The 21,327-nt window shown below is 70.7% G+C and carries 20 protein-coding genes; 4 read left to right on the top strand and 16 right to left on the bottom strand.

Going from position 1 to position 21,327, the window contains the following annotated elements; translation table 11 throughout:
• Positions 1 to 234: 234 nt before the first annotated feature.
• Together ACFU8W_RS12265 and ACFU8W_RS12270 are read left to right on the top strand one after the other, a co-directional pair.
• Positions 235 to 2,139, top strand: a complete 1,905-nt coding sequence (locus tag ACFU8W_RS12265; RefSeq protein ID WP_384035216.1) for a glycosyltransferase family 2 protein — start codon at positions 235 to 237, stop codon at positions 2,137 to 2,139.
• A complete protein-coding gene (locus ACFU8W_RS12270; RefSeq protein WP_384035219.1) occupies positions 2,136 to 4,070 on the top strand; it encodes a galactose oxidase-like domain-containing protein in 1,935 nt (644 codons plus the stop codon). The genes ACFU8W_RS12265 and ACFU8W_RS12270 overlap by 4 nt, the downstream gene beginning before the upstream one ends.
• 99 nt (positions 4,071 to 4,169) lie before the next feature.
• Here ACFU8W_RS12270 and ACFU8W_RS12275 read toward each other — a convergent pair whose 3' ends face one another.
• The 13 genes from ACFU8W_RS12275 to ACFU8W_RS12335 form a co-directional block, all read right to left on the bottom strand.
• Positions 4,170 to 5,162, bottom strand: a complete 993-nt coding sequence (locus ACFU8W_RS12275; RefSeq protein ID WP_384035222.1) for a glycoside hydrolase family 6 protein — start codon at positions 5,160 to 5,162, stop codon at positions 4,170 to 4,172.
• A 291-nt stretch (positions 5,163 to 5,453) separates the two neighbouring features.
• A complete protein-coding gene (locus ACFU8W_RS12280) occupies positions 5,454 to 6,137 on the bottom strand; it encodes a class F sortase (protein ID WP_384035224.1) in 684 nt (227 codons plus the stop codon).
• A 5-nt stretch (positions 6,138 to 6,142) separates the two neighbouring features.
• On the bottom strand, positions 6,143 to 6,721 hold the full coding sequence (locus tag ACFU8W_RS12285; RefSeq protein ID WP_384035226.1) for a hypothetical protein: 579 nt from the start codon (positions 6,719 to 6,721) through the stop codon (positions 6,143 to 6,145).
• Positions 6,722 to 6,863: 142 nt separating this feature from the next.
• Positions 6,864 to 7,652: an HAD-IIA family hydrolase gene (locus tag ACFU8W_RS12290; protein ID WP_384035228.1), complete on the bottom strand. Its 789-nt coding sequence runs from the start codon at positions 7,650 to 7,652 to the stop codon at positions 6,864 to 6,866.
• Positions 7,653 to 7,914: 262 nt separating this feature from the next.
• The gene (locus ACFU8W_RS12295) at positions 7,915 to 8,979 is read right to left on the bottom strand and encodes a 2-aminoethylphosphonate ABC transporter substrate-binding protein (RefSeq protein ID WP_384035231.1); all 1,065 of its coding nucleotides are present in this window, start codon (positions 8,977 to 8,979) and stop codon (positions 7,915 to 7,917) included.
• A 40-nt stretch (positions 8,980 to 9,019) separates the two neighbouring features.
• Positions 9,020 to 9,817 (bottom strand): ABC transporter permease, encoded by a 798-nt coding sequence (locus ACFU8W_RS12300; protein ID WP_384035234.1) that lies wholly within the window; start codon positions 9,815 to 9,817, stop codon positions 9,020 to 9,022.
• Positions 9,804 to 10,694 (bottom strand): 2-aminoethylphosphonate ABC transporter permease subunit, encoded by an 891-nt coding sequence (locus ACFU8W_RS12305; RefSeq protein WP_384035237.1) that lies wholly within the window; start codon positions 10,692 to 10,694, stop codon positions 9,804 to 9,806. The genes ACFU8W_RS12300 and ACFU8W_RS12305 overlap by 14 nt, the downstream gene beginning before the upstream one ends.
• Positions 10,687 to 11,778 (bottom strand): ABC transporter ATP-binding protein, encoded by a 1,092-nt coding sequence (locus tag ACFU8W_RS12310; protein ID WP_384035241.1) that lies wholly within the window; start codon positions 11,776 to 11,778, stop codon positions 10,687 to 10,689. The genes ACFU8W_RS12305 and ACFU8W_RS12310 overlap by 8 nt, the downstream gene beginning before the upstream one ends.
• Entirely contained in the window at positions 11,775 to 12,482 is a 708-nt protein-coding gene (locus tag ACFU8W_RS12315) for a phosphonatase-like hydrolase (protein ID WP_384035244.1), read from the bottom strand. Before ACFU8W_RS12315 ends, ACFU8W_RS12310 begins: the two co-directional genes overlap by 4 nt.
• On the bottom strand, positions 12,479 to 13,603 hold the full coding sequence (locus tag ACFU8W_RS12320; protein ID WP_384035247.1) for a TIGR03364 family FAD-dependent oxidoreductase: 1,125 nt from the start codon (positions 13,601 to 13,603) through the stop codon (positions 12,479 to 12,481). The genes ACFU8W_RS12315 and ACFU8W_RS12320 overlap by 4 nt, the downstream gene beginning before the upstream one ends.
• A gap of 133 nt (positions 13,604 to 13,736) precedes the next feature.
• Complete coding sequence (locus ACFU8W_RS12325) at positions 13,737 to 14,501, bottom strand: GntR family transcriptional regulator (protein WP_384035250.1); 765 nt, start codon at positions 14,499 to 14,501, stop codon at positions 13,737 to 13,739.
• 55 nt (positions 14,502 to 14,556) lie between these two features.
• Positions 14,557 to 15,807, bottom strand: coding sequence for a hypothetical protein (locus tag ACFU8W_RS12330; protein ID WP_384035253.1), 1,251 nt, complete (start codon positions 15,805 to 15,807; stop codon positions 14,557 to 14,559).
• A 242-nt stretch (positions 15,808 to 16,049) separates the two neighbouring features.
• Entirely contained in the window at positions 16,050 to 17,252 is a 1,203-nt protein-coding gene (locus ACFU8W_RS12335) for an ROK family protein (RefSeq protein WP_384035256.1), read from the bottom strand.
• Positions 17,253 to 17,314: 62 nt separating this feature from the next.
• On the opposite strand from ACFU8W_RS12335, the gene ACFU8W_RS12340 reads away from it, so the two are divergent.
• Together ACFU8W_RS12340 and ACFU8W_RS12345 are read left to right on the top strand one after the other, a co-directional pair.
• On the top strand, positions 17,315 to 18,442 hold the full coding sequence (locus ACFU8W_RS12340; protein ID WP_384035259.1) for a Gfo/Idh/MocA family oxidoreductase: 1,128 nt from the start codon (positions 17,315 to 17,317) through the stop codon (positions 18,440 to 18,442).
• A complete protein-coding gene (locus ACFU8W_RS12345) occupies positions 18,439 to 18,918 on the top strand; it encodes a heme-degrading domain-containing protein (protein ID WP_266985274.1) in 480 nt (159 codons plus the stop codon). Before ACFU8W_RS12340 ends, ACFU8W_RS12345 begins: the two co-directional genes overlap by 4 nt.
• Positions 18,919 to 18,989: 71 nt before the next feature.
• Here the strand turns inward: ACFU8W_RS12345 and ACFU8W_RS12350 are convergent, their stop codons facing one another.
• From ACFU8W_RS12350 to ACFU8W_RS12360, 3 genes are all read right to left on the bottom strand, one after another.
• Positions 18,990 to 19,850, bottom strand: coding sequence for a fumarylacetoacetate hydrolase family protein (locus tag ACFU8W_RS12350; protein ID WP_326792318.1), 861 nt, complete (start codon positions 19,848 to 19,850; stop codon positions 18,990 to 18,992).
• A gap of 135 nt (positions 19,851 to 19,985) precedes the next feature.
• Complete coding sequence (locus ACFU8W_RS12355; protein WP_384035262.1) at positions 19,986 to 20,756, bottom strand: YidC/Oxa1 family membrane protein insertase; 771 nt, start codon at positions 20,754 to 20,756, stop codon at positions 19,986 to 19,988.
• A gap of 121 nt (positions 20,757 to 20,877) precedes the next feature.
• A complete protein-coding gene (locus tag ACFU8W_RS12360) occupies positions 20,878 to 21,213 on the bottom strand; it encodes a DUF6412 domain-containing protein (RefSeq protein ID WP_345517918.1) in 336 nt (111 codons plus the stop codon).
• Positions 21,214 to 21,327 lie beyond the last annotated feature (114 nt).

Genomic DNA, 21,327 nt, shown 5'->3' on the forward strand with positions numbered 1-21,327 from the left:
CGATGACGCCCGCAGTTGGGGGCAGTATCAGGGGGAAGTTCCGGTTTGCGCGTACCGCGGGATGGGGGTCCCGCTCGTGGACGGATGCCGAAGGGCACCGGGCGACCGGAAAGGCGCCTTCCGTGAGGGGATGGCGCCCGCCAGAGAGTTCGTCCGCCGCGATCGAGGGGGATGCACGGCGGACGAGACGACCGACCGACCGCGCAGCCAGCATGCGCGCAGGGGGGATGACCCATGACGTCGACGCCGACAGGCGCCCGGCAGAACAGCGACCCTTCCCGGACCATGCAGCTGTGGACCGGGGGCCGGCGCCACCCGAAGAAGGCGCTGCCCCGCTACGACTACGAGCACTACAGCCGTCTCGCCGGGCCACTGACCCTGCCCGATCCGAGCAGACCGTACTCCGTGCAGTACCGCTCGCTGCTCTCGCAGGAACCGCACAGACTCCGCGCGGCGCTCCTGCTCGGCGCCGCACCGCTCGTCTCGCTCGGCCTGTTCGCATGGCTGATGCAGCCCGAACACTGGACCCAGCGCGATCCGAACCTCAAGAACGACACGCTGCTGATCCTCGACATCGTCATGCTCGTCTCGATCGGTCTGATCGAGCTCTTCCGCACCATGAACGTCCTGTCGAACGCGCACGCGACGCTGGTCGCGCGCGACCCGGTCCCGGTCGTGCCGGAGCCCGGCACCCGGGTCGCCTTCCTCACCTCCTTCGTCCCGGGCAAGGAGCCCCTGGAGATGGTGACGAAGACCCTCGAAGCGGCGGTCCGCATCAGACACCGCGGACTGATGCACGTCTGGCTGCTCGACGAGGGCGACGACCCGGCCGCCAAGGAGGTCTGCGCCCGGCTCGGGGTGCACCACTTCTCCCGCAAGGGCGTCGCGCACTGGAACCGGGCCACGGGCGCGCACCGCGCGAAGACCAAGCACGGCAACTACAACGCCTGGCTCGACGCGCACGGCGGCGCGTACGACTTCTTCGCCTCGGTCGACACCGATCACGTGCCACTGCCCAACTACCTGGAGCGGATGCTCGGCTACTTCCGCGACCCGGACGTCGGCTTCGTCATCGGCCCGCAGGTCTACGGCAACTACGACACGTTCGTCACGAAGGCCGCCGAGTCCCAGCAATTCCTCTTCCACGCGCTGATCCAGCGCGCGGGCAACCGCTACGGCGCCCCGATGTTCGTCGGGACCAGCAACGCCGTGCGGATCTCCGCCCTCAAACAGATCGGCGGTCTGTACGACTCGATCACCGAGGACATGGCGACCGGCTTCGAGATGCACCGCGCGCGCAACCCGCACACCGGCCGGAAGTGGCGGTCGGTCTACACCCCGGACGTGCTGGCCGTCGGCGAGGGCCCGACCGCGTGGACGGACTTCTTCACCCAGCAGCTGCGCTGGTCACGGGGGACGTACGAGACGATCCTCACGCAGTACTGGAGAGGGATCGGGACACTCCCCGTCGGCAGGCTCTTCAACTACACGATGATGATCATCTTCTATCCGATGTCCGCCCTGAACTGGATCCTGGCGGCGCTCAGTTGCGCGCTGTTCCTGGGCATGGGCGCCTCCGGCGTGCAGATCGACCCGGTCGTCTGGATGATGCTGTACGGCAACGCCTCGGCACTCCAGATCGGTCTGTACATCTGGAACCGGCGGCACAATGTGTCGCCGCACGAGCCGGAGGGCTCCGGCGGTATGGCGGGGATGATGATGTCCGCGCTCTCCGCCCCGGTCTACGCGCGGTCCCTGATGGATGCCGTGCTGCGCCGCAGGAGCTCGTTCGTGGTGACGCCCAAGGGCGACTCGTCCAGCCCCGACACGTTGTTCGGCACCTTCCGTATCCATCTCTTCTTCATGCTGGTCTTCGGCGGTTCGATCGCCGCCTCCTTCGTCCTCGGCCACAACCATCCCGCGATGCTCACCTGGGCCGCGCTGGCGCTGATGATCACGGCGGCGCCGATCTTCGGCTGGCGGTACACCGTCCACGCGGAGGGGAAGCAGCGGCGCGACGGACCAGCCCCGCAGGACGGCGCACCGGCTCGTCGGCCGGCGCATGCCCCGCAGGGGAAGCCGCACCGGGTGCCGGACGAGCGGACCGTGCAGATCCCCCTGGGGGGACGTAACCAATGACGTACCGTCCCGGCCGCCGTACCCGCCGCATGGCGATCAGTACGGCGGCGGTGCTGGCGCTCGCGGGGGCCAACGGGCCGTGGCTGTACCGCGTCAGCGGCGAGCGCTACCACGAGTACAAGATCAACAAGCCGGAGTACAAGGCCGCCAACGGCCACTGGGGCTTCCTCGACGTCCCGTCCGGGTTCCGGATCAATACGATCCATGCCGCGCTGCTGCACACCGGCAAGGTGCTGCTCGTCGCGGGCTCCGGCAACAACCCGAAGAACTTCGACGCGAAGAGCTTCCGGTCGGTGCTGTGGGACCCGCGGACCGGCAGGTTCACGAACGTACCCACGCCCAAGGACATGTTCTGCTCCGGTCACACCCAGCTGCCGGACGGCCGGCTGCTGATCGCCGGCGGCACGAAGCGGTACGAGAAGCTGAAGGGCGATGTCACCAAGGCGGGCGGCCTGATGATCGTCCACAACGAGGACCCGGACAAGCCGGTCACCCTGCCCGGGGGCACCCGGTTCACCGGCAAGGAGAACGGCAGGACGTTCGTCTCCAAGGATCCGGTGCTGGTCGAGAAGGCCACCAAGGTCTTCGACAGGAGGACCGGCGCCTTCCTGCGCAACGACCCCGGGCTCGGCCGGATCTACGTCGAGGCCCAGAAGTCCGGTACGAAGTACGAGACGGGCACCCAGGACAACTACCGGATCTCCGGGCTCTCCGGCTCCGGCACACGGAACGTGTACGGGATCGCCCAGAAGCTCGCCCTCGACAAGAAGGACTTCCAGGGCATCCGGGAGGCGTTCGAGTTCGACCCGGTGGCGGAGAAGTACATCAGCGTCGATCCGATGAACGAGGCGCGCTGGTACCCGACGCTGACCACGCTGAAGGACGGCAGGGTCCTCGCCCTGTCCGGACTCGACGAGATCGGTCAGATCGTGCCCGGCAAGGACGAGATCTACGACCCCCGGACGAAGAAGTGGGCGTACACCGGCATCGTCCGGAAGTTCCCCACCTACCCCGCGGTCTTCCTGCTGGGCGACGGCCGGCTCTTCTACTCCGGCTCGAACGCCGGGTACGGTCCGGCGGACATCGGCCGCGCACCGGGCGTCTGGGACCTCGCGACGAATACGTTCGAGGAGATCCCCGGGCTGAGCGACGCCCGCGAGATGGAGACATCGGCGACAGTACGGCTGCCACCCGCCCAGGACGAGAAGTTCATGGTCATCGGCGGAGGCGGGGTGGGTGAGTCGGACAGGTCCACCGAGAAGTCCCGGCTCGTGGACCTGAAGGCCGCCGCGCCGAGATTCAGGGACGGCGCGGCGCTCACCGAGGGCACGCGCTACCCGAGCGCGTCGCTGCTGCCCGACGACTCGGTGCTCGTCACCGGCGGGTCGAGCGACTACCGCGGGCGCAGCGGCTCGAACGTCCTGCAGGCCCGGCTGTACGACGCGAGGACGGACACGTACCGGAGGGTGGCGGATCCGGAGGTCGGACGGAACTATCACTCGGGGTCGCTGCTGCTGCCCGACGGGCGCGTCATGATCTTCGGCTCGGACTCGCTGTACGCCGACAAGGCGAACACCCGCCCGGGCGTCTTCGAGCAGCGCATCGAGATCTACACGCCGCCCTACCTGTACCGCGGCTCACGGCCGGAGCTGACGGCCGGGCCGAAGGGCATTCGACGCGGCGGTACGGGGGTGTTCACGACCGGGCAGGGATCGACGATCACGTCGGCGAAGCTGATGCGGCCGAGCGCGGTGACGCATGTGACGGACACGGACCAGCGGTCCGTGGCGCTGGGGCTGAAGCGGACGGCGGGGGGTATCGCCGTGACGGTGCCGGGAAACCGGGCGCTGGTGCCGTCGGGGTGGTACCTGCTGTTCGTGGCCGATGCGAAAGGGACACCGTCGAAGGGGACGTGGGTGCGGGTCCCGTAGGGCCTCCCGTTCGGGTCATGCCGGGGGCCCGGACGGGCGCAGCCCCGTCGAGCCCGTCCGGCGGCCGGGGCAGAGAACCGGCCACCGGACGCCCCGGTACTACTTCGTGTTGCGGGCCAGCCCCAGCGCGTACTCCGGCCACCACTCCCCCGCCTTCGGGCCCCCCTTGCACGCGCCGTCCGACTCCCCCGGCCGCTTGATCCAGAGGTATGCGTCGACCAGGTCCTCAGCCGTGTCCGTGGTCGGGGGTTCGCCCAGGGCACGACCCGGTGGGTTGCACCAGTTCTCCTTGGGGTCGCCCTCGTCGTACGGGCCGTTGCCGTTGCGGCTCGTGTCGATGACGAACGGCTTGTTGCCGACCTTCACCGAAAGCCGCTTTCCGAAGTCCGTACTGGCCGCCGTGGTCTGGAAGTTGGAGACGTTGACCGCGAAGCCGTCCGCGTCCGCGATGCCCGCCTGCCGGAGCGGCCGGAAGAGCGCGTCCGGGGTGTGCCAGCCCGCGTTGCCCGCGTCCATGTAGACGCGCGTGTGCGGCAGTTGCTTCAGCCGTTGCACGGCGCCCTTGAGCAGGTCGTACCGCTCCTCGTGGAACTCCTGCGGGGTGCAGCCGTCGATCAGGTGCAACAGCGCGTCCGGCTCCAGGATCACCGTGGTGCGACGGTCGCCGATGCCCTTCGCCACGCTCTCCAGCCAGGCACGGTACGCGTCGCCGTCCGCGGCGCCGCCCTTCGAGAACTGGCCGCAGTCACGGTGCGGGATGTTGTAGAGGACCAGCAGCGCCTCCCGGCCGGACTTCCGGGCCGCCTCGGTGAAGCCCTGCACCTCCGCCTCGGGGTTGTCAGGACCGATCCACTCCCCGACCGGCTGCCGGGCGATCTTCTTGATCAGGCCGGCGTTCCTGTCGTTTCCGGCCTCGGAGTAGGCGGCGACCTGCCGGGCCGCGTTCCCGTCCGGGTTGACCCAGTAGGGGTCGCTCGCGACGGGGCGCTCGTTGCCACCGGAGGACGAGGACGAAGAACATCCTGCGAGCAGCAGCGTCACGGTCAGCGCCACCGCCCCCGCACCGGACCGGCCGGTGTAATTGCCGTACATCCACTCCCCCTTGGGCACCGGACAAGACCGGGCGAATCCATCCTGACACACCCAGACATCGAAGGACGGAGAGCGACCCGTTCTGGACGTATCGTCAAATGTCTGTTGGGGGTGAGCCGTTGCGCGCCCTACAGTGGCGCGTAGTGGCCCACACACCCCCTTTGCCTCCCGTGTCGGCGCCGGGCTTCTCCCGCAGCCCGCGCACCGCGGTCGAGGACCGGCCCGGTCGGCGCCCCGGGGGGAAAACGGGCGGCCGGCCGGGCCAGGTGTACCCGTCCACCGGACGATCCGCTACGCGGACTTGCCCGCGGACGGCTTCTCGCCGGTCAGGTACGCCGAGACGACCACATTGGCGTTGTACTCGTGCGACGCGCGGTCGAACCTGCCGCCGCAGGTGATCAGCCGCAGCTCCGCCCGGCCGTCCTTGCGGGGCCCGTAGGCCTTGCGGGCGTCGAAGCGTTTCCGGGTGAAGACCTGGACGTCGTCGATGGTGAATTCGGCGACCGAGCCGTCCGTCCGGACGACCCGGACCTTCGCGCCGGGGCGGGCCGCGCTCAGTCCGTAGAAGACGGCCGGTTTGGTCTCGGTGTCGACGTGGCCGACGAGGAGCGCTGCGCCCGCCGCGCCGGGTCGGGTGCCGCTGCCGTACCAGCCGACGGTCTGCGATTTCGCGAACGGTGGCGGGTCGATCCCTCCCGCCTTGTCCAGGCCGCGGACGACGACGGGGGCCCGGACACCTATGGAGGGAATCTCGATGCGTTCCGGTGCCGCGCCCTTGATCGGGGCGTGCGCCGCGGGCAGCGGTACACCGTGGGGGCGCCCGACGGCCGCGATGTCACCGGTGGTCGGGGCGGAGCTGGCGCCGGAGCCGTCGGTGATGCCGCGGCCCCAGAGCCACAGTCCCAGGAGCAGAATGGCCCAGGCCACTCCGGTGAGCAGTCGGCCGGACCCTGCCGGGCGGTTCGAGGCGGACATCTCGTTCAGTCCGCGGCCGTGCGGCGACGGCGGGCGCTGCGGAGGGCTACGGCGACGGCCGCGACGGCGGCCAGGGCCAGCCCGAGCACGGCGTGCGCGGTGCCGGGGCCGTCCTGCTCGGCCTTCTGTTCGCTGAGGACGGCGGTGCCTCCGCCACCGGCGCGGACCGGGGCGATCGGGGCGAGCGGTCCGGAAGGGTCGCCTGCGACGACGGTGACGGTGCCGGACACCCTGGTGTCCTGGTCGCCGTCACAGGTCACCCAGATGTCGTACGCGCCGGGTGCGGCGTCGGGGCGAATCCTGGCCCGGGTGACGAGCCCGTCGCGGTCGTCGGCCGAGAAGCTCGCATCGGAGGCGAAGGCGTCGGAGATCCCTTTGGCCTCCTTGCCCTTGCAGCCGTCGACCTGCAGGTCCACGTCATCGCCGGGGGCGAGGGAGGACGGGGTCACCGAGAGGGTGGCGTGGGACTGCGAGTCCTTCTCGGAGCCGGAGCCGGAGCCGGAGTCGGCCAGTGCGGCGGGAGCGGGTATCAGGGTCGCCGCGATCACCGCGGCCCCACAGAACGTGAGGGGTATGGAACGCATCGTGAACCTCCTGATGGCAGGTTCACGCGTCCGGCGGCTTTTCGCATCCGCAGGGGTGAGGGACTGGGCCGTGCGGGTCAGCGCCTCGCGGGAAACGAGGGGGTGCGGGGAAGGCGCGCAGGCGGCCTTCCCCGCACGGGGCTCAGCCCATGTCGACGAGGTCGACCAGGTCGGCGATGGAGTCGACGACCGTGGAGGGCCGGAACGGGTAGCGGTCGATGTCGGCGGGGGCCGTCAGACCGGTCAGCACCAGGAAGGTGTGCATGCCCGCCTCCAGGCCGGCGAGCACATCGGTGTCCATCCGGTCGCCGATCATGGCGCTGGACTCGGAGTGGGCACCGATCGCGTTCAGCCCGGTGCGCATCATCAGCGGGTTGGGCTTGCCCGCGAAGTACGGGTCCTTGCCGGTGGCCTTGGTGATCAGCGCGGCGACGGCCCCGGTGGCGGGCAGCGGGCCCTGGGCCGACGGGCCGGTCTCGTCGGGGTTGGTGCAGATGAAGCGGGCGCCGCCGTTGATCAGCCGGATCGCCTTGGTGAGCGCCTCGAAGCTGTATGTCCGGGTCTCGCCGAGGACGACGTAGTCCGGCTCCTGGTCGGTGAGGACGTAGCCGATGTCGTGCAGCGCGGTGGTGAGTCCGGCCTCGCCGATGACATAGGCGGTGCCGCCCGGCCGCTGGTCGTCGAGGAACTTCGCGGTGGCCAGTGCGGAGGTCCATATGTTCTCGACCGGGACGTCGAGACCCATGCGTGCCAGCCTGGCGTGCAGGTCGCGCGCCGTGTAGATCGAATTGTTGGTGAGGACCAGGAACGGCAGCCCGGAATCCCGCAGCCGCTTGATGAAGGCGTCGGCCCCGGGGATCGGCGTCCCCTCGTGGATGAGGACTCCGTCCATGTCGGTGAGCCAGGATGTGATCGGCTTGCGCTCTGCCATGTGGGACTCCTGCCGTACGCCGTGTGCGGGGACGCCGGCGGCACCGCGTTGTGCAGCGCCGACGTCACCGATTTTAGAGGTACGGGCAGGTGGCGGGGGGCGGCGGCGGTCCCGTACCCGATCCGGACCGATCCGGACTCCCACCGGGCATGCGCTCAACTCCCCGCTTCGGCGAGGAGTTGAGCTTCAGTCCAGACCCGTTATCTTTCCGGTACGGATCACCGGTGGTCCATATCGGTGCCAGGCCCCGTCGAGCGGGGGTTCAGCTGCCGGTGGCGGCCTTCCAGGCGTCGACGTAGTCGTCCAGGTGAGTGCCGATGTCCGACCAGTCCGGCTCGAAGACCTCGACTCCGTCCATCAGCCCGGTCAGCGCGATCGCGTTGGCATCGGTGGCCTCGACGTCCTTACGGGCGGCGAAGCCGCCGCCGACCTCGCTGACGTCCTTCTGCGCCTGCTCGGAGAGCATGAAGTCGAGCAGCTTCTTGCCGTTGGCGCTGTGCGGAGCCTTGTCGACCAGTCCGGCCGCGTACGGCAGGGCGAAGGTGGTGGGCTTGGAGCCGGCCTTCGCGGGGAACCAGATGCCGAGGTTCGGCATGTCCTTGGACTGGGCGTAGTTCATCTGGACGTCACCGTTGGCGACGAGGAGTTCGCCCTTGTCCACCTTGGGGGCGAGCTTGCCGGTGGAGGCGGACGGGCCGACGTTGTTGGCCTGGAGCTTCTTCAGGTACTCCATCGCCGGCTCCTTGCCGCCGAAGTCGTGCATGGCCTTGATGAGCACGGCCGTGCCGTCACCGGCGACTCCGGGGGTGGAGTACTGGATCTTCTCCTTGTACGTCCCGTCGAGGAGCTCCTCCCAGGTGGCGGGCGCGGTCTTCAGCTCCTTCTTGTTGTAGACGAACCCGAAGTAGTTGTTGACGACCGAGGTCCACTTTCCGTCGGACGCCTTGTCGGCACCGTCGACCTGGTCGGAGCCGGCCGGCTCGTACGCCGTCAGCAGGCCCTTGGAGTCGGCCTGCTGGATGAACGGCGGAAGGGTGACGAGGACGTCGGCCTGGGTGTTGGACTTCTCGCGGACGGCGCGCTGCACCATCTCGCCGGAACCGCCCTCCACGTACTTGACCTTGATGCCGGTCTTCTTCTCGAAGTCCTTGAAGACCTTGTCGTACCAGCCGTCGCCGTTCTCGCCCTTGAGCCCGTCGGCGCTGTAGACGGTGACGACCTTCTCGTCGGAGGCGGCGGAGGAGGACCCGCCGCAGGCGGAGAGGGTGGCGGCGAGTGCGAGGCAGCCGGTGACGGCGGCTACCGGCTTGAGGAAGTTCTTGCGCATGGGTGTGGTATCTCCTGGAAGGTGAGTAAGCATCGGGGTGTCAGCGGTACGAGGCCCTGGTGCGAATGCGGGCGACGCCGAGGAGCACGAGCAGCGTCGTCCCCATGAGGACCACCGCGACCGCGGCACCGGTGAAGAGCGAGCCGCGGTCGGTCGCCGCGAAGATCTGCACCGGAAGCGGAGTCCAGTCGGGCGGGTAGAGCATCATCGTGGCGCTCAACTCGCCCATGGACAGGGCGAAGCAGAGCCCTGCGGCCGCGGTGAGGGCGGGCAGCAGGAGCGGCAGTCTGATCCGCCACAGGACGTAGGACGGGCGGGCGCCGAGACTGGCCGCCGCCTGTTCGTACATCGGGTCAAGACGCACTATTGCGGCTGAAACCGACTGATAGGCAAACGCCGTGACAAGAATGGTGTGCGCCAGGATCACGATCCAGCGCGTTCCGTTGAGCAGCATCGGTGGCTTGCTGAACGCGACGAGCACGGCGAGACCGACGACGACGGACGGCACGGCGACCGGCAGCATGAACAGCCCGTCCAGGAATCGGCGTCCGCGCCGTCGCAGCGAGGCGGCGGCGAGCGCGGCCCAGGAGCCGACGGTGAGGGCGAGCAGGCTGGCGCTGACGGCGGTGATCAGGCTGGTGGTGAGGGCTTGGAGCGAGTCGCCGCTGGTGGCGGCCTTGTAGTGCTCGGAGGTCGGTCCCGACGGGAAGGCGCCGGACCAGTTGGTGGTGAACGACGCGGCAACGATCACCAGCAGCGGCACCGCGAACAGCGGGACGAAGAGCAGGAAGAACACGACCCAGGTGGCCCACTTCCCGGTACGGCTATGCACCAACACGGCGGCTCACCATCCGATACAGGCTGTAGAGACCGACGGAGATCGCGATGTTGACGACGGCGACGACGCAGGCGGCCGGGTAGTCGGACTCCAGGATCGCCTTGCCGTAGACCAGCATCGGCAGGGTCGTGACACCTTTCGCGCCGGTGAACAGCACGATGCCGAACTCGTTGAGGCACATCACGAGGACGAGGGAGCCGCCCGCGGCGAGCGCCGGGAGCGCCTCCGGGAGGATCACCTGCCGCACGATCCGGGCCGGCTTCGCGCCCAGGGAGGACGCCACCTCCAGTTGCGCGGTGTCGAGCTGGGAGAACGCGGCGAGCAGCGGCCGCATCACGAACGGGGTGAAGTACGTGATCTCGGCGAGGAGGACACCCCACGGGGTGGTGAGGAAGTGGAAGGGCCCGTCCGCCGCCCCGGTGACATCCGTCCAGACGCCGTTGGCCATGCCGACGGTGCCGTAGATGAACAGCAGGGCGAGCGTGATCAGGAAGGACGGGAAGGAGAGGAAGACGTCGATGAACCTGGCGACCGCCCGGCCGCCGGGAAACGGCACGAAGGCGATCACCAGCGCGAGGACGAAGCCCAGCACCAGACAGCCGACCGTCGAACCGACGGCGAGCCAGACGGTGGTGGTCAGTGCCGAGCGGAACGACGCGGAGGCGAAGACGTCGCCGTACGGGGCGAGCGAGGTGCCGCCCTCGTCCGGGCTGACGGACTGCTGGACGACGAGGGCCAGTGGGTACAGAAAGACGAGGGCGAGGACGGCGACAGGCGGGAGCGCCCAGAGGAACTTGCCGGGGCCCGTCCAACGATTGCGGACAGGACGGCTGCCGGACGCACCCGCGGACACGTCTCCGGCCACGGCGCTAGCCATGAACCCCTCCCCCGAAGCCGGCGCCCGCCGGCAGCAGCACCGCGTCCTCGGCGGCGAAGTGCACGGTGACCTTGTCGCCGAGCGCCGGGGTCTCGCGAAGTTCGCGCAGGTCGGCCTTGATCCGGTGGCCGTGGATGTCGACGTACAGCCGGTGGGTGGAGCCGCGCCACTGGACCTCGGCGAGAGTGCCGGTCAGCGCGTTGGGGCCGTCGCCGAGTCCGACCAGGTGGGGCCGGACGCAGAGGGTGGCGGTGACGCCGCCCGCCACCTCGCCGGTCGGCACGGCGAGTGCCTGCCCGGCGAAGTCGACGGCGCCGGTGGTGCCTGCGACGGTGACCGGCAGCAGGTTGGCGTTGCCGACGAACGACGCGGTGAACTCCGTACGCGGGCGTCGGTACAGCTCCTGCGGGGTGCCGCAGTCCTGGAGCCGTGCCTTGTCCATGACCGCGATCCGGTCGGCGAGAGTCAGCGCCTCGACCTGATCGTGCGTGACGTACAGGATGGAGACGTCCGGCAACTCCCGGTGCAGCCGCGCCAGTTCGGCGAGCATCCCGGAGCGCAGCTGGGCGTCGAGCGCGGACAACGGTTCGTCGAGCAGGAGTACGCCGGGGCGGATGGCGAGCGCGCGGGCGATGGCGACGCGCTGCTGCTGTCCCCCGGAGAGCTCGCGCGGGTAGCGCGTGGTGTAGGCGGCCATGCCGACGAGTTCGAGGGCTTCGGCGACCCGCTCGGGTATCTCCGCCTTCGCGACCTTGCGGGCCTTGAGGCCGAAGGCGACGTTGTCCCGGACCCGCATGTGCGGGAACAGGGCGTACTGCTGGACGACCATGCCGATGCCGCGCTTGTGCGGCGGCAGGCCGGTGACGTCCCGGTCGCCGAGCCGGATCCGCCCGGAGACGGGCTGGACGAAGCCGGCGACGGCGCGCAGGGCCGTGGTCTTGCCGGACCCGGACGGCCCGAGCAGGGCCATGACCTCGCCGGGTTCCACCGTCAGGTCGAGCCGGTCGAGGACGATGTTCCCGCCGTACGCGACGCTGACCTGGTCGAACCGGATACCGCTGCCCTGGGTGGCCCCGCCGGTCATGCTTCCGCCCGGGCGATGAGGTCCGGCAGCTCGGCGACCGAGCCGAGTACATGCGTGGCACCGTTGCGCTGCAGCTGTTCCTTGTCGTGTGCGCCGGTCAGCACGCCGGCGACGATCCCGGCGCCGGAGCGTACGCCGCTGAGCATGTCGTACGAGGTGTCCCCCGCGACAACGATCTGCTGGACGCCGTCCACGGCCCCGGTGCGCAGGAACGCGGCAAGGACCATGTCCGGGTAGGGGCGGCCGCGGCCGCCCGCGTCGGCCGGGCAGAGGGTCAGGGCGACCAGGTCCCGCCAGCCGAGCGCGGCGAGGATCGCGTCCTGGGTGGTGCGGGCGAAGCCGGTGGACAGGACCACGGTCCGCCCTTCGCCCGTGAGCCGCTCGATGGCTGCGCGGGCACCCGGGACCGGCGCGATGCGGCCGCCGTCGACCAGCTCCCCGTAGGCCTCCTCGAAGGCGAGGTTGGCCTGCTGGGCCTTGCTCTCGTCGCCGAAGAGGTGCCGGAAGACGGAGATCTTGGACTCGCCCATGGTGGCGCGCACGTAGGCGAGCTTCTCGGCGTGGTCGGCGGAGCCGGGCGCCACGCCGAGGCGCCGGGCGGCGGCGCCGAAGGCCTGCTCGACGAGGCCGCCGTCGGCGACGGTGGTCCCGGCCATGTCGAGGACGACGAGATTCAGCGTGTCGGTGTGGGTCAACTTCTTCACCAGCCCAGTTCGTTGGCGGTCGTTTCGGCGATGGCGGGCGAGCAGGTCATGCCGCGGCCGCCCGGCCCGGTGACCAGCCAGACGCCGTCCCGCACCTGCTGGCGGTGGACGACCCGGCTGGTGTCGGTGCACTGGGCGTAGACCCCGGCCCAGCGGTGGCGGATCCTCGGCAGGGGGCGGCCGAGGAAGGACTCGACGACCCGGGTGAGGTGTTCGTACGGCTCCTCGACGACATCGAACGCGAACGGGTGCTCGTACTCGTGGGTGTCGCCGATGGTCAGTCCGCCGTCCTTGCGCTGCACCATCAGCAGCTGCATCCGGTGCTCGGCCGCGGTCGGCGCCTGGGCCTGGCCGGCGTTGAGGGCGTCGAGCGCCTCGCTCCGGTACGCCGGGTAGTAGCGGAAGCTGTCGGCGTCGGCGACGGACGTGGTGAGCGCTTCGCCGAGCGGGTCGGTCTGCATCATCTGGAGGCGGACGCGGCGCACGGGCAGCTCGGGTCCGGCCAGCTCGCGGACGAGGCCGCCGAGCCAGGCGCCGGTGCACAGGATGACGGCGTCGCCGGTGTGCACGTCGCCGTGGTCGTCGCGGACGGAGGCGGTACCGACGACCTCGCGGACCTCTCGGCCGCCGAGGAACGTGTACCGGCCGGACGCCTCCAGCTTCTGCTTCAGTGCCAGCTGCGCCGTGCGCGGCTCGACGGCGGCGTCCCGCTCGCACCACAGGGCGGCGACGTAGTCACCGCGGAGCGCGGGGTTGATCGCGCGGGCCTCGCCGGCCGTCAGCAGCTTGTAGCCGCGGGCCGCGGCGTCGGGGCGGGCGACGGCCGCCTCGGCGACGGCGATCTCCAGCTCGGTGCGGAGCGGGGTCAGCGAACCGCAGGGCCGGAAGCCCAGGCCGGGCACCTGCTCCCCGATGTCCTCCCACAGTTCGCGGGCGCGCAGCGCGGTCTCCAGCTCTTCGCCGCCGGCCCGGCCGCTGACCCATATCTGTCCGAAATTGCGGAGCGATGCTCCGCGTGCCTCGCTCTCGCGCTCGATCTGTACGACCTCGTGGCCGCGGTTCACTGCGTGCCAGGCGTGCATGGTTCCCACCACGCCGGCTCCTACGACGATGACTCTCACGACGGCAACGCTCCTGGCGGCGCATGACTCGCACGGATCGGTATGGCAACGGGAGGGTGAACTGGGACCCAAGGTTGGCCTAGACCCGTTACATCTCCGTTATCGATGTAAGTCGATTGCCGCGCCGTATCGCTCAGTCCTGGCGGCCCAGGTGTGCGGAGAAGGAGAACCGGTCGCCGCGGAAAAGCGTGCGCACCCGCTCCAGCGGCTGCCCGCTCGCGTCCCGCGAGATGCGGTGGAGCAGCAGCATGGGCAGGGCGGGCGGCGTACCGATCAGCAGCGCCTCGCGCGGGGTGGCGAGCACGGTCTCGATCCGCTCGTCCGCGTCGCCGAAGGTGATCCCGAGCCGGTCGTGGAGGTAGGCGTAGAAGGACGAGTCGGGGTCGAACTCCGTGTCCAGGTCCGGTACGCGGGCGACGGAGACGTAGGTGCTCTCCAGGCCGACCCGGTCGTCGTCGGCGAGCAGCACACGCTCCATATGCCAGACCGGTTCGCCCCGCTCGACGCCGGTCTCGGCGGCGAGTGCGGCGGGGCAGGGGAACTGCTCCAGGCCGATGAGGTGACGGCCCGGTGTCCGCCCCTGGCGGCGTACGCCCTCCGTGTAGCTCGCGAGGGAGAGCGGCTGCTCCAGCTTGGGCCCCGCGACGACGGTGCCACGGCCCTGACGGGCGAGGCGGCCCTCCAGCAGGAGTTCACGCAGCGCCTGCCGCACGGTCTCGCGCGACACCTCGTAGCGGACCGCGAGATCACGCTCGGTGGGCAGCATGCCACCCTCACCCAACTCCTCTATGAGGGCGGAGACATGGGCCTTCACGGCGTAGTACTTGGGGATACGGCCGTGCTCCGGGATGCCGGATCGGATCGGTGCGCCAGGTGCCTGGTCGTGCAGGTAGTCCACCTCCCGATGGTGGCAGACGGACATGAACGCCGGTGAACGTTTCGGGGCCCGCAGGTCAACGACGGGTGCGACGGAGCCGCCGCGCCCCTCTCACGGCGGCCACACCGCCGACCAGACAGAGCACGGCGGCGACACCCTCGGCCCAGATGACGGCCCCCGGTCCGGTCCTGGCGAGCTCGGGCTGGTCCTGCGGATCCCGGGCGGTTGACGGCGCCTCTCCGGATCCCTTGGGGCTGGGCGTTTCACCGGATCCGCCGATGTCACCGCCGCCGTCGACCCCGCCCACGTCACCCGATGCCCCGATGACACCGCCGCCGTCGACCCCGCCCACGTCACCCGATGCCCCGATGACACCGCCGCCGTCGACCCCACCCACGTCACCCGATGCCCCGATGACACCGCCGCCGTCGACCCCACCCACGTCACCGGACCCCCCAACGACGCCGCCACCGTCGACCCCACCCACGTCACCGGACCCGCCGGCGTCACCGCCACCATCGACCCCACCGATGTCGCCGATTCCCGGAGTGGCGCTGTCGAGGGGCGGTTCGGGCAGCACGTCCCCCTCGCGGCTGATGCCGCCGACATCACCCGTACCTCCCGTGTCTTCGCCACCACTGGTGTCGCCATCACTGGTGTCGTCCTCGACCACGTCGAAGACGTAGTCGCCGGACTCACCGACCCAGTCCCCGTCGTCACCCGCCGGCATCTTCTTGGCACCGTCGGCAGGCTCGGCCTGCTTCCGCTGGACGATCGCGGCCTTGGCGGTGATCCGATTGGGTTCTGTGTCGGAGGTGAACGCCATCCGGACCTGGACGGTGACGGTGCGCCCCGCAGGGACGGTGAAGCCGCCGAACGTGTCGGCGCCGTCGCCGCCGAAGACGCCGATGTGTTCGTCGCGGTCGGTCGTCTCCCAGGTGACGCGGTGCGGGAAGTCGGGGCGGTCCGGGTCCGAGAACTCCAGCTGGATCTGCTCGGAGGTCAGCTTCTCGTCCTCGTCGGTGAGGACCAGAACCGGATGGATGGAGCCACAGGGCTTCGACGTCGTATTGGTCAGATCCAGGAACCAGGTGCCGTATCCCCCGCCGGACGCATACGTCTCCTGGCCACCGCGGATCCGGGTCGTGATCGGGAAGTCCTGCGCCGTCGGGTCACCACAGGCGGGTTGCTGGTCGGCGGTGACGGCGACGGGCACCGCGGCGGCGTCGGCGGATGCGGCGGACGCGCCGCCGAGCACGACGGACGCCGCGGCCAATCCGAGGGCGATTCCGCGGCGCGGCCGGGGAGGGGGAGGCGTGGGAGGCATTGGGGGGACACCCTTTGCTGCTCGCGAGACGGCCGGATCGCCCCGTACCCGGAGTTCACCGGTTTCGGAGGAGCTCACAAAATGGGCGCCCGGCTCGCGACGCCTGGCACGCACGCTCGCTGATCGGACTCCCACTTTGTGAGTTCCTCTTTGGCAGCGACGCTGCCACGCACGCGCGACCCGGCACACCCCGACATGCGGGAGAGTCGCCCGATCGGGCGACCCGAACCGCTCGAACGGCCCTACGCTCCGGCGCCGCCGAGTCGCCCGAACAGCGGGGCGAGGACGAGCTGGGCGGCCCCCTCGGCGACCGGCCGGTCCCCGCCCGCGGTCATGACGAGCGGCACGGCCGCACCGATGCCGTCACGCCGGACGCGCTCACCGATCACGGCCCGGACCCCTCGGACGTACGCATCGGGGTCGGCGTCGACGGTACGACCGCCCAGCACCACCCGGTCGATGTCGAGCAGCCCGACCAGGTTGGCGGCGCCGGTCCCGAGCACCCGCGCGGCCTCCGCGGCATCACCGCCCGAGACGGCGGCGAGGCAGAGCGCCTCGATACAGCCGCGCCCACCGCAGCTGCACAGGGGCCCGTCCAGCAGCACGGTCTGATGCCCGAACTCACCGGCCCCGGTTCGGGCCCCGCGATGCACGGCCCCACCGAGCACGAGCCCGGCACCGAGCCCGGTCCCGAGATGGAGGTACGCGAAGTCCCCCGGCCCGTCGGCGCGCAGGGCGAGCCCGAGAGCGGCGGCATTGGTGTCCTTGTCGACGACGACGGGCAGCCCGGTGCGAGCGGTGAGAGCGTCCCGGAGCGGAAACCCGTCCCACTGCGGGAACCCGGTGACGCGATGCAGCACACCCCCCCGGTGATCAAGCGGCCCGGGCACGGCAACACCCAGCCCGAGCACGGTGGACGGCGGAGCCACGGGGGAGGCCGCGTGCGGGCCGGAGCCGGCCACGTCGGGGGCGGTGGGCCCGGAGCTTTCCGGCCCTGCTTCCGCGGCCTCGCCCGAGCCGGACCCGCCGGGCCCACCCAGCACCAGGCCCACCTCCCGGGCCGCAGCGGCGACCACCTCGCCCGCCGGTGCGCCGAAGTCCAGCGGCGTCCTGCGGCTCGCCACGACCGCGCCCGCGAGGTCGACCAGGACCACCGTCAGTTCGTCCCGGTCCAGGTGCAGCCCCACCGCGTGTCCCGCGTCCGGAACCAGGCGCAGCACCGTGCGTGGCTTGCCGCCCGTGGAGGCACGATGGCCCGCCTCGGTCGCCAGGCCCTCCGCCCGCAGTCGGGCGGTGATCTTGCTGACGGCCTGCGGGGTGAGCCCCGTCCGTTCCGCCAGCTCCAGCCGGCTGATCCCCCGCTCGCCCGCGACACGCAGCAGGTCAAGCACGAGCGCCGCGTTGTGGCTGCGCAGTGTCGGTAGGTTCGCCCCGGTGTTACTCATGTTCACTGCCCCATTGTCTCCTTCGCTTGCACTTTGGCAACAGCGTTGCTTAAGTGGATTGCATGACTGGCATCACGACACCCCGGACGCCCGGCTCCCCCCTCCGCGTCGGACTCGTCGGCTACGGCCTGGCGGGCTCCGTCTTCCACGCCCCGCTGATCGCCGCGACCGAGGGACTGGCCCTCGACACGGTCGTCACGTCGAACGAGGAGCGTCGGGCCCAGGCCCGTGCCGAGTTCCCCGACGTCCGGTTCGCCGCGTCGCCCGAGGAGCTGTGGGCGCGCGCCGACGAGCTGGACCTGATCGTGATCGCCTCCCCCAACAAGACCCACGTCCCGATCGCGACCGCCGCGCTCGAAGCCGGTCTGCCGGTCGTCGTGGACAAGCCGATCGCCGGCACAGCCGCCGAGGCGCGCGAGCTCGCCGCGCTGGCGCAGGAGCGCGGGCTGCTGCTGTCCGTCTTCCAGAACCGCCGCTGGGACAACGATTTCCTGACGCTCTCCCAGCTGGTCGCGGACGGCGAGCTCGGTGACGTACAGCGTTTCGAGTCCCGTTTCGAGCGGTGGCGCCCGCAGCTCAAGGGCGGCTGGCGCGAGTCGGGCGACCCGGAGGAGATCGGCGGGCTGCTGTACGACCTGGGCAGCCACGTCGTCGACCAGGCGCTCGTGCTGTTCGGCCCGGCGGTGCGGGTGTACGCGGAGTCCGACGTTCGCCGCCCCGGCGCCGTCACCGACGACGACACGTTCATCGCGATCACCCATGCGAACGGGGTCCGCTCGCATCTGTACGTCAGCGCCACCACCGCCCAGCTCGGGCCGCGCTTCCGCGTGCTCGGTTCGCGGGCCGGTTACGTGAAGTACGGTCTTGACCCGCAGGAGGCCGCCCTGCGGGAGGGCCACCGCCCGTCCGCCGCCGCTTCCGGCTGGGGCGAGGAGCCCGAGACCCTGTGGGGCCGGACCGGTTCGGGCGAGTCGCCGCTGACGGGTGGCGGCACCCCGGTCCGCACCCTGCCGGGCGACTACCCGGCGTACTACGCGGCGGTCGCTGACGCGGTGCGCGGAAAGGGCGAGAATCCAGTGACGGCGCTGCAGGCCGCCGCGGCCCTGGACGTCCTGGAGGCCGCCCGCCGCTCGGCCCGCGAGGGCGTCACCGTCACCCTGTCCACCGCTTCCGAGGAGCAGTCCGCATGAACCCCACCGCTCCGACCATCTCCGAGCTCATCGCGCAGGAGCGCCGGCTGACGCTGCCGCATTTCAGTTACGACGACGCGTACGCGCTCGGCGGGCTGCTCGTCTCCATGGCCCGGGAGCGCCACGCGCCGGTCGCGATCGACATCCGGCGCGGCGCCCAGCAGCTGTTCCATGCCGCGCTGCCCGGTTCGAGCGCTGACAACGACGCGTGGATCGACCGCAAGCGCAAGGTCGTCGAGCGGTACGGCGAGAGCTCGTACCTGGTCGGGACCCGGTTCCGGGCGAAGGGGACGACGTTCGAGGACTCCTCGCGGCTGGACCTGGACACGTACGCCGCGCACGGCGGTTCGTTCCCGATCGCGGTCGAGGGCGCGGGAGTGATCGGCTCGGTCACGGTGTCCGGACTGCCGCAGGCGGAGGACCACGCGCTGGTCGTCGAGGCACTGGAACAGTTCGCCACCACGATCTCCGGCTGAGACGACGGAAACGACGGAGGGGTGGCTCGCCGCACCAGCGGCCCGCCACCCCTCCGACCTTTACGCAACGGCTACGCGTCCTTCAGCTCCTGCCGCTGCCGCCCCAGCCCCTCGATCTCCAGCTCGACGACGTCCCCCGCCCGCAGATACGGCTTGGGATCCGGCTGCCCCAGGGCCACACCGGCCGGTGTACCGGTGTTGATGACATCGCCCGGGTACAGCGTCATGAACTGGCTGAGGTAGCGGACCACCTCGCCCACCGGGAAGATCTGGTCGGCGGTCGTGCCGTTCTGCTTCAGCTCGCCGTTGACCCAGAGCTTCAGCGGCAGCGCCTGCGGGTCGGAGACCTCGTCGGCCGTCACGAGCCACGGCCCCAGCGGGTTGAACGTCTCGCAGTTCTTGCCCTTGTCCCAGGTGCCGCCGCGCTCGATCTGGAACTCGCGCTCGGAGACGTCGTGGGCGACCGCGTACCCGGCGACGTGGCCGAGCGCTTCCTCCGCGGAGTCCAGGTAACGGGCGGTGCGGCCGATGACGACGGCGAGCTCGACCTCCCAGTCGGTCTTGACGCTGCCGCGCGGCACCAGCACCGTGTCCTCGGGTCCGACGACGGTGTCCGGTGCCTTGAAGAAGAGGATCGGCTCGGCCGGAATCGCCGCGCCGGTCTCGGTGGCGTGGTCGTGGTAGTTCAGCCCGATGCACACGATCTTGCCGATGCGGGCGAGCGGCGGCCCGACCCGCAGCCCCTCGGCGTCGAGTGCGGGCAGCTCGCCGGGCGCGGCCGCGGCGGCCCGTACCCGCGCCAGTGCGGACTCGTCGGCGAGCAGGGCGCTGTCGATGTCGGTGACGATTCCCGACAGGTCACGCAGGGTTCCGTCCTGGTCCAGCAGCGCCGGTCGTTCCGCACCTGCCGTACCCACGCGAAGCAGCTTCACGGTCTTTCTCCCCTTGGTCGAGATCGGGCCCGTCGAATGGGTGGCGGCCATCGCAGGCTTGGCCGATCCTCCAAGACATCGGATCACTCCGCAAGACCCTGTTCATACACTGGACCGGCGCACTCGCCCCGCCGGTTACGCCACGGTGGCCATGGCGGCGCCGGCGGCCGGCATGTCGCGGTAGAGAGCGGCGCGCTCGATCGCGGTCCAGGTGGTGCTCGTGACGATGTAGAGCGCGGCGGCGAGCGGCACGTACGCCACCGAGACGAGCGTGAAGAAGGACATCAGCGGCATCAGCTTCGTCATCGCGCCCATGCCCGGCACGGGCTGTCCGTCGGGACCGGTGGCGGGGGTGGCCGGGGCGGCCGCGAGCTGGCGCTTCGTACGGCGGTAGTTGAACGTCGCGACGACGGCGACGATCACGAAGAGGCCGAGATAGACGACGCCCTGGGTGCCGAACGGTCCGCCGGCCGCGAGCGCGTCGTGCCAGCGCTCGCCGAGCGGGGCGCCGAAGAGGTCGTGGCCGAGCAGCTCGTTGGGGTCGCCACCGATCTTCTGGCTGGAGAAGAGGTGGTACAGCAGGAAGAAGGCGGGCATCTGCAGGAGGCTGGGCAGGCAGCCGGACAGCGGCGAGACCTTCTCCTCCTTGTGCAGCTCCATGAGCGCCTTCTGCATGCGCTCGGGGTTCTTGCCGTGTTTCTTGCGCAACTCGGCGATCTGCGGCTGGAGCTTGGTGCGGGCCTTCTGCCCACGCGCCGCGGCCCGCGAGAGGGGGTGCACGGCGAGTCGCACGAGCGCGGTGAAGAGGACGATCGCGGCGGCGGTGGCCGCGCCCTGGAAGAGCGGGTGCAGCAGATCGGCGAAGGAGCCGACCAGGGCGGCGAAAGCGGACATGAATGTGGACATGGATGAGCCCTCCGGGGGTCTCGTCGTGCCGGGAGAAGAACGATCTGGCTCGGCATGACGACCCGCGCGGGGCGCGCCTGAGCACACGTGCTCGTGCTCGGGCGGAGAAGGTGCGAAGTCCCTACGCGGCCGTCAGGAGGGCACGGCCGGGGGCTCGGGGCCGCCTGCGGCCCTTGGCGTCGGGATCGCGCTGCGGCAGGAACGCGGTGCGTTTCTCGCGGTCGCGCATGGCGGTACGGACCCGGGTGCGGGGCACCGGGGCGGCGCAGCGGGCGCTGATGACCGAACAGACGACGAGCGCGGAACCGGCGGCGGCGGTGGCGGCGAGCGCGACCGCGGCGGAGAGGCTGCCGCTCTCGGCGAGGAGGACCTCGGTGAGCAGGAAGAGCAGGATTCCGACGGGCCGGGGCAGGCGGGTGATGCCACCGCGCAGGCGGCTGCCGATGCTGCTGCTCATCGATCCCTCCCCGCTCGGTCCGGTGGGCTCGCTCGTTCGGCCCTCCAGTCGTTATACACGATGGCCCGGGGAGTCGGCCGATGTCGGACGGCGTCGGTCGCCGGCGGCCGGAGG

The sequence above is a fragment of the Streptomyces sp. NPDC057565 genome (genome assembly GCF_042801455.1).
GTDB lineage: Bacteria > Actinomycetota > Actinomycetes > Streptomycetales > Streptomycetaceae > Streptomyces > Streptomyces yanii.

Excerpts from the sequence above, each read along its gene's own strand:
- ACFU8W_RS12265 (WP_384035216.1), top strand. The coding sequence starts at position 235 with ATGACGTCGACGCCGACAGGCGCCCGGCAGAACAGCGACCCTTCCCGG.
- ACFU8W_RS12270 (WP_384035219.1), top strand. The coding sequence starts at position 2,136 with ATGACGTACCGTCCCGGCCGCCGTACCCGCCGCATGGCGATCAGTACG.
- ACFU8W_RS12275 (WP_384035222.1), bottom strand. The coding sequence starts at position 5,162 with ATGTACGGCAATTACACCGGCCGGTCCGGTGCGGGGGCGGTGGCGCTG.
- ACFU8W_RS12280 (WP_384035224.1), bottom strand. The coding sequence starts at position 6,137 with ATGTCCGCCTCGAACCGCCCGGCAGGGTCCGGCCGACTGCTCACCGGA.
- ACFU8W_RS12285 (WP_384035226.1), bottom strand. The coding sequence starts at position 6,721 with ATGCGTTCCATACCCCTCACGTTCTGTGGGGCCGCGGTGATCGCGGCG.
- ACFU8W_RS12290 (WP_384035228.1), bottom strand. The coding sequence starts at position 7,652 with ATGGCAGAGCGCAAGCCGATCACATCCTGGCTCACCGACATGGACGGA.
- ACFU8W_RS12295 (WP_384035231.1), bottom strand. The coding sequence starts at position 8,979 with ATGCGCAAGAACTTCCTCAAGCCGGTAGCCGCCGTCACCGGCTGCCTC.
- ACFU8W_RS12305 (WP_384035237.1), bottom strand. The coding sequence starts at position 10,694 with ATGGCTAGCGCCGTGGCCGGAGACGTGTCCGCGGGTGCGTCCGGCAGC.
- ACFU8W_RS12310 (WP_384035241.1), bottom strand. The coding sequence starts at position 11,778 with ATGACCGGCGGGGCCACCCAGGGCAGCGGTATCCGGTTCGACCAGGTC.
- ACFU8W_RS12330 (WP_384035253.1), bottom strand. The coding sequence starts at position 15,807 with ATGCCTCCCACGCCTCCCCCTCCCCGGCCGCGCCGCGGAATCGCCCTC.
- ACFU8W_RS12335 (WP_384035256.1), bottom strand. The coding sequence starts at position 17,252 with ATGAGTAACACCGGGGCGAACCTACCGACACTGCGCAGCCACAACGCG.
- ACFU8W_RS12340 (WP_384035259.1), top strand. The coding sequence starts at position 17,315 with ATGACTGGCATCACGACACCCCGGACGCCCGGCTCCCCCCTCCGCGTC.
- ACFU8W_RS12345 (WP_266985274.1), top strand. The coding sequence starts at position 18,439 with ATGAACCCCACCGCTCCGACCATCTCCGAGCTCATCGCGCAGGAGCGC.
- ACFU8W_RS12355 (WP_384035262.1), bottom strand. The coding sequence starts at position 20,756 with ATGTCCACATTCATGTCCGCTTTCGCCGCCCTGGTCGGCTCCTTCGCC.
- ACFU8W_RS12360 (WP_345517918.1), bottom strand. The coding sequence starts at position 21,213 with ATGAGCAGCAGCATCGGCAGCCGCCTGCGCGGTGGCATCACCCGCCTG.